At 43.5% G+C, this 6,000-nt stretch carries 7 protein-coding genes and 1 pseudogene; 6 read left to right on the forward strand and 2 right to left on the reverse strand.

Features of this window, described 5'->3' with window-relative positions:
* The first annotated feature begins 4 nt into the window (after positions 1–4).
* From H6G14_RS28035 to H6G14_RS28060, 6 genes are all read left to right on the forward strand, one after another.
* Positions 5–703: an SRPBCC family protein gene (locus tag H6G14_RS28035; protein ID WP_190571641.1), complete on the forward strand. Its 699-nt coding sequence runs from the start codon at positions 5–7 to the stop codon at positions 701–703.
* Between the two features lie 130 nt (positions 704–833).
* The gene (locus tag H6G14_RS28040) at positions 834–2,003 is read left to right on the forward strand and encodes a zinc-dependent alcohol dehydrogenase (protein WP_190571643.1); all 1,170 of its coding nucleotides are present in this window, start codon (positions 834–836) and stop codon (positions 2,001–2,003) included.
* 153 nt (positions 2,004–2,156) lie between these two features.
* A complete protein-coding gene (locus H6G14_RS28045; RefSeq protein WP_190571645.1) occupies positions 2,157–2,564 on the forward strand; it encodes a hypothetical protein in 408 nt (135 codons plus the stop codon).
* 104 nt (positions 2,565–2,668) lie between these two features.
* Positions 2,669–3,838: a zinc-dependent alcohol dehydrogenase gene (locus H6G14_RS28050; protein WP_190571647.1), complete on the forward strand. Its 1,170-nt coding sequence runs from the start codon at positions 2,669–2,671 to the stop codon at positions 3,836–3,838.
* Positions 3,839–3,849: 11 nt separating this feature from the next.
* Positions 3,850–4,191: a cupin domain-containing protein gene (locus H6G14_RS28055; RefSeq protein WP_190571648.1), complete on the forward strand. Its 342-nt coding sequence runs from the start codon at positions 3,850–3,852 to the stop codon at positions 4,189–4,191.
* 579 nt (positions 4,192–4,770) lie between these two features.
* Complete coding sequence (locus tag H6G14_RS28060) at positions 4,771–4,914, forward strand: hypothetical protein (protein ID WP_190571650.1); 144 nt, start codon at positions 4,771–4,773, stop codon at positions 4,912–4,914.
* On the opposite strand, the gene H6G14_RS28065 is transcribed toward H6G14_RS28060, so the two are convergent.
* Entirely contained in the window at positions 4,897–5,394 is a 498-nt protein-coding gene (locus H6G14_RS28065; RefSeq protein WP_190571652.1) for a molybdenum cofactor biosynthesis protein MoaE, read from the reverse strand. The genes H6G14_RS28060 and H6G14_RS28065 overlap by 18 nt on opposite strands.
* Positions 5,395–5,482: 88 nt before the next feature.
* Positions 5,483–5,893, reverse strand: a pseudogene (locus H6G14_RS28070) (response regulator); the annotation flags it as partial.
* Positions 5,894–6,000 lie beyond the last annotated feature (107 nt).

Consider the following 6,000-nt stretch of genomic DNA (forward strand, 5'->3'; position numbering starts at 1 on the left):
GAGTGTGACTTTGACATCAGGAGATAAACAGGGAAATACACCTGGCCAAGCTAGTGATACGGAACGTTGGGCTTCTCTGATTGGCGGCGGGGCGTTAGTGTTGCTGGGTTTAAGACAAGCTTCTTTGCGGGGAGTGCTGACGGCTTTAGCTGGTGGTGGTTTAATTTATCAAGGCGCGACGAAACAAAGCACAATTCAGCAAGCGCAAGAAGCGATAGGGATAAATAAACCCATCAAAGTTGAAAAGACGGTGACAATCAATAAGCCAGCAGATGAACTATACCGTTATTGGCACAACTTTGAGAATCTACCCACATTCATGAAGCATCTTAAATCTGTGAAGGTGTACAACGAAAAACGTTCTCATTGGATAGCCAACGCACCTTTAGGTAACAGTGTGGAATGGAATGCAGACATTTTAGAAGACCGAGAAAATGAGTTTATTTCTTGGGCCTCTGCGGAAGGCGCAGACGTGGAAAACTCCGGTTTTGTGCGTTTTCAAAAAGCCCCAGGCGATCGCGGTACTGAAGTGAAAGTAGTCTTAGAATACAATCCCCCCGGAGGTGCTTTAGCTGCCGTTGTTGCCAAACTTTTCGGTGAGGAACCAGAACAGCAGATTGGCGACGAACTACGCCGTTTCAAGATGCTCATGGAAGCCGGAGAAATCGCCACCACCGAGGGACAACCATCGGGGAGGAAGTAAGAAAGCAGGGGGAGCAGAGGAAGCAGAGGAAGCAGAGGAAGCAGGGGAAGCAGGGGGAGCAGGGGGAGCAGAGAAGAATAACTATGGACTATTGACTATTGACCAATAACCAATGACCAATGACTAAATTATGAAAGCAGTCTGCTGGTATGGTGCTAACGAGGTGCGGGTGGAGACTGTACCAGACCCGAAAATCCTCAATCCGCGTGATGCGATTATTAAAATTACTTCCACCGCAATTTGTGGTTCTGATTTACATATTTACGGCGGCTATATCCCGACAGTGCAGCAGGGTGACATTATTGGTCACGAGTTTATGGGGGAAGTTGTCGAGGTGGGGAGCGGAGTTGATAATTTAAAAATAGGCGATCGCGTTGTTGTTCCTTCTACAATTGGCTGTGGTAGATGCCACTATTGTGAGCATGATATGTGGTCGCTGTGCGATAACTCCAATACCAAAGGTTGGTTAGAAGAAAAACTCTACGGCAACATCACCTCAGCCATTTACGGCTATTCTCACCTCTTAGGTGGTTACGCTGGCGCACAAGCTGAATATATCCGCGTCCCCTTCGCTGATGTCGGTGTGGTGAAAGTTCCACCAGACTTACCAGACGAAATGCTGTTATTCATCTCCGACGCTATCCCCACAGGTTATATGGGTGCAGAGATGTGTGACATTCAACTGGGTGATACTGTCGCCGTTTGGGGTTGTGGCGCTGTCGGACAATTCGCCATGATTAGTGCTTATATGATGGGTGCAGAAAAGGTCATCGCCATAGATCGCTTTCCCGAACGTCTAGAGATGGCGAAAAAATATGCTAAAGCTGAAGTCATAAATTACGAAGAAGTCAATGCAGGTGAGGCTTTAAAAGAAATGACCGGCGGACGCGGCCCTGATGCTTGCATTGATGCAGTCGGGTTGGAAGCACATGGCGTTGGCTTAGAAGACTTTTATGACCAAACAAAGCAAAAGCTGAGGCTAGAAAGCGATCGCCCCCATGTATTGCGGGAAATGATGGTGGCTTGTCGTAAAGGTGGGACTCTCTCAATTATGGGTGTCTACGGTGGGTTTGTAGACAAAATACCGATGGGTGCGGCTTTTAATAAAGGTCTAACCTTCAGGATGGGACAAATGCACGGTCAGAAATACATGAATTTGTTACTACAACTCATCCTAGATGGCAAACTTGACCCGTCTTTTGTAGTTAGTCATCAATTACCCCTGGAACAAGCACCCCTCGGTTATCACATTTTCCAACAGAAAAAAGACAACTGCATCAAAGTTGTACTCAAACCGTAAAGGGAGTAGAGACGTTGCAGGCAACGTCTCTACAGTTGCTCCTTTCTAGACCGAAACTACTACTAATTACTGATTACTAAACCTAGTTGCGGATAGATGTTTAATCACATTTATTAAACCAACAATATACATATAATCTCATTGAGGATTTTTATGAATCGCGTAATCTCTTGGATACAAAATATTTTGCTGCGTCAAATTCTGGTTGTTTTCTTAGTAGCAGCAACATTCTTTGTAGGTCAATCTTTTACCTACGGTACTGCGATGATTGCTCAAGCTAATACAGTGCAAACACCAGAAGGCACTTACTATAAAGGTACTCCTGATAACGAAGGCATCAGAAACGATAATCAAGTAAGAAATGCCCAAAATCGCCTCAAAAACACTGCTGATAACGTGCGTGAAAAGTTGAACTTGGATGAAGATACACCCAGAGCTACTAAAGATTTTGGTAAATCTGTACAACGAAAAATAGGTGAAACTGTTCATCAAAATACTCAGAGTGAGGGTGGTTATTATCAACAGCCTGAGCGTGTAAGAGAAGCTAGAAGCCGGAGTTAATAATTAACAACCTGCGGGTGTTTAGATCCCCGACTTTTTTAAAAAGTCGGGGATCTATGACCTGAATTCAGAGATGAAAAATTAATGACTAAGGAATAATAAATATGAAAGCAGTTTGCTGGCATGGAACAAATGATGTCAGGGTAGAAACTGTACCCGATCCAAAAATTATTAACCCGCGTGATGCAATTATTAAAATTACATCTACCGCTATTTGTGGGTCTGATTTACATATATATAATGGCTATATTCCCACAATGCAAAGTGGCGATATCCTTGGTCATGAATTCATGGGAGAAGTTGTCGAGTTGGGTAGTGCTGTAAAAAACGTGAAAGTAGGCGATCGCGTGGTCGTCCCTTTTACCATTTCCTGCGGTTCTTGCTTCTTCTGTCAACGGGATTTATGGTCTTTGTGCGATAACTCCAACCCCAACGCCTGGATGGTAGAACTGCAAATGGGACATTCTCCAGCCGGTCTATTCGGCTACTCTCATCTATTTGGTGGCTATGCTGGGGGTCAAGCAGAATACGCCCGTGTACCCTTTGCAGATGTCGGCTTGCTCAAAATCCCCGATAATCTACCAGATGAACAAGTATTATTTTTAACTGATATTTTTCCCACAGGCTACATGGCGGCAGAAAATTGCAATATTAAACCTGGTGATATTGTGGCTGTGTGGGGTTGCGGCCCTGTTGGGCAATTTGCTATCAAGAGTGCATATATGTTGGGTGCGGAAAGAGTTATCGCTTTTGACCGCATTCCCGAACGCCTAAAAATGGCTAAAGAACAATGTAATGCGGAAGTCTTCAATTACGAAGAGGTCAACATTGGGGAAGCACTGAAAGAGATGACTGGTGGACGCGGCCCTGATGCTTGTATCGATGCGGTTGGCATGGAAGCCCACGGTACAGACTTGATGGCTTTCTACGACCAAGTAAAGCAAGCTGTGCGGCTAGAAACAGACAGACCAACTGCATTACGACAAGTCATCGTGTCTGCGGCTAAAGGCGGTCATGTTTCCCTGGCGGGTGTATATGGCGGCTTTCTAGACAAAATCCCGATGGGTTCAGCAATGAATAAGGGCTTAACTTTCAAGATGGGACAAACTCATGTCCATAAATACTTGAAACCCTTACTAGAACGCATTCAAAACGGTGAAATTGACCCCTCATTTGTCATCACCCACACCCTCCCCCTAGAACAAGCATCCCACGGTTACGAAATTTTTAAACACAAAAAAGATAGCTGCATCAAAGTTGTACTCAAACCTTAAGGTGATTAAATATGAGCGATACCAGCGTCAAAAAAATAGACTCTCACTATTCCCCCAAGGGTAAACTCGGTCAGAAATATTTAGCATCTGGCAAATCCGTTTCTATGCGTCTTTGGGAAGACGAACAACCAGGAGAAGATAAACAACCAACCAGCCGCGAATACGAAACCGTAGGTTATGTAATTAACGGGCGCGCCGAGCTGCACATTGAAGGGCAAATGATCTTACTAGAACCAGGAAGTTCTTGGACTGTACCGAAAGGCGCTAGCCACACCTACAAAATTTTAGAACCATTTACTGCGGTGGAAGCAACTAGCCCACCTGCACAAGTTCACGGCCGGGATGAGAATTGAATTGACAAACTAAGGGTATTGCTGGCGGACTGCGATGGCGTAACCGCCCAGCGTAGATGATTCCAATTAACTTCTGTCGCCTTGGTTCATCCTGATAATGTCCCTGCGTATAATGCTACGATTGCCACACAGTGCCGAAATACTCGGAGAAGTCATACTATGTATGCTTGCAAATAATGTATGATAACTCAACTTGATTGCAGATTACTTAGGAAATTAGCTCATCCAATCTAGTTGAAGTTCTAATAATTATCTATGGATCAACAAAAATTTCTGAAAGAATTATACGGTTTTTCATTGCCCCTTCGGGGCGGGAGTAGCGAGTAGGGGAAGAAATTAGCCCCGAAGGGGCAGTAAATATTGCAATCTCAAGTTAGCCAATAAATACTAAGACTCAGGATTGAGTTACAGATTTGGAAACAAAATACAGATTTCAAATGTAGGTTGGGTTGAGGGACGAAACCCAACACCCCAACGCCTTGTATATGTTGGGTTGCACTCCGTTCTAACGCCAGTTGCTACAACGGGGGAAACCCTCTCAACGCACTGGCTCCCCAACCTGCGTGTCTAACGCACCCTATGTATACAGCAAATACTTTTATTGCATCGGGATGGGAAACTCCAGCAGAAGAAGCGATGGTGCGATCGCGAATGATTGAACAGAGAAGTCTGAATTCATCCCGCAAATATGTAACGTCGAAAATTTTAGCAATTTTGTCCTGACTGTTCACAAGCACCAATACTCACCCAACTGCTAGAACCATCTTGCCAATGTTCTTTTTTCCAAATGGGGGCATTATGTTTCAGGGTATCAATTGCATAGCGACAAGCTTCAAACGCCTCACTACGATGGGGACAACCAATGGCTACTAAAACGCTGATTTGTCCTATCTGTAAACGTCCAATACGATGATGAATCACTACCCGATTGACAGCAGGCCAAGTCGAGCGAATGTCTGCTGCTATTTGATGAAATACACGCAATGCCATTGGTTCATAAGCTTGATATTCTAGGGCAACTACGGGTTTTCCGTCAGTTTGATTGCGAACCATCCCACTCATTACTACCACAGCACCATTAGCCGAGTCATCGGCTAGAGTGTAAATTTCTTCTAGAGATAAAGGTGCGAAAGTGATAGCAAAACTATCTTCAATTTTGGGTTTAATTGCAACAATGGGTGTAGATGGCAGCACTGATTCCATAGTTCTAAAATATCAATTGAATATATAATTATTATTACCAATTAGCAATTATACAAATTTACAAATAATATAAGCTTAGCAACAAAAATTAATTCTTATGCTGGACTGCATTAATTGTTTTTAATAGTTGGTTAGCAGTGTATGGCTTCGATAAAAACGCTTGGATACCCATATTATAAGCTGCGTTGACTTTATCATGAGCAGCCAAGCCACTGACAGCAATTATTTTTACATGAGGATTAATTTTTTGCAATGTCCGAATAGTTGTTAAGCCATCCATAGAAGGCATTACCATATCCGTCAACACCAAAGAGATTTCGTCTCGGCGTTCTGCATATAAGGCGATCGCTTCAATTCCATCACTAGCTGTAATTGCTTTATAATTATAAGACTCTAGAGATGTTTTCGTAATATCTCTAATAGCAGCTTCATCATCGACAACTAAGATTAACTCTCCATTTCCTGGAGGTAATTCCAACTCTGCTTCTTCTAAAAGCTCTAGGACTTACGCATTGACAAAATGGCAAAAGAGTGGATTGATAAAAAGTATCATCTACTCACTAGGTATCGAACAATCAGAGAAATCAGCAAACCCTCGACAGCACA

Source organism: Nostoc parmelioides FACHB-3921, assembly GCF_014696625.1.
Classification (GTDB): domain Bacteria; phylum Cyanobacteriota; class Cyanobacteriia; order Cyanobacteriales; family Nostocaceae; genus Trichormus; species Trichormus parmelioides.

Coding starts and splice junctions, on each gene's coding strand:
- H6G14_RS28040 (WP_190571643.1), top strand. CDS start 834: ATGAAAGCAGTCTGCTGGTATGGTGCTAACGAGGTGCGGGTGGAGACT.
- H6G14_RS28045 (WP_190571645.1), top strand. CDS start 2,157: ATGAATCGCGTAATCTCTTGGATACAAAATATTTTGCTGCGTCAAATT.
- H6G14_RS28050 (WP_190571647.1), top strand. CDS start 2,669: ATGAAAGCAGTTTGCTGGCATGGAACAAATGATGTCAGGGTAGAAACT.
- H6G14_RS28055 (WP_190571648.1), top strand. CDS start 3,850: ATGAGCGATACCAGCGTCAAAAAAATAGACTCTCACTATTCCCCCAAG.
- H6G14_RS28060 (WP_190571650.1), top strand. CDS start 4,771: ATGTATACAGCAAATACTTTTATTGCATCGGGATGGGAAACTCCAGCA.
- H6G14_RS28065 (WP_190571652.1), bottom strand. CDS start 5,394: ATGGAATCAGTGCTGCCATCTACACCCATTGTTGCAATTAAACCCAAA.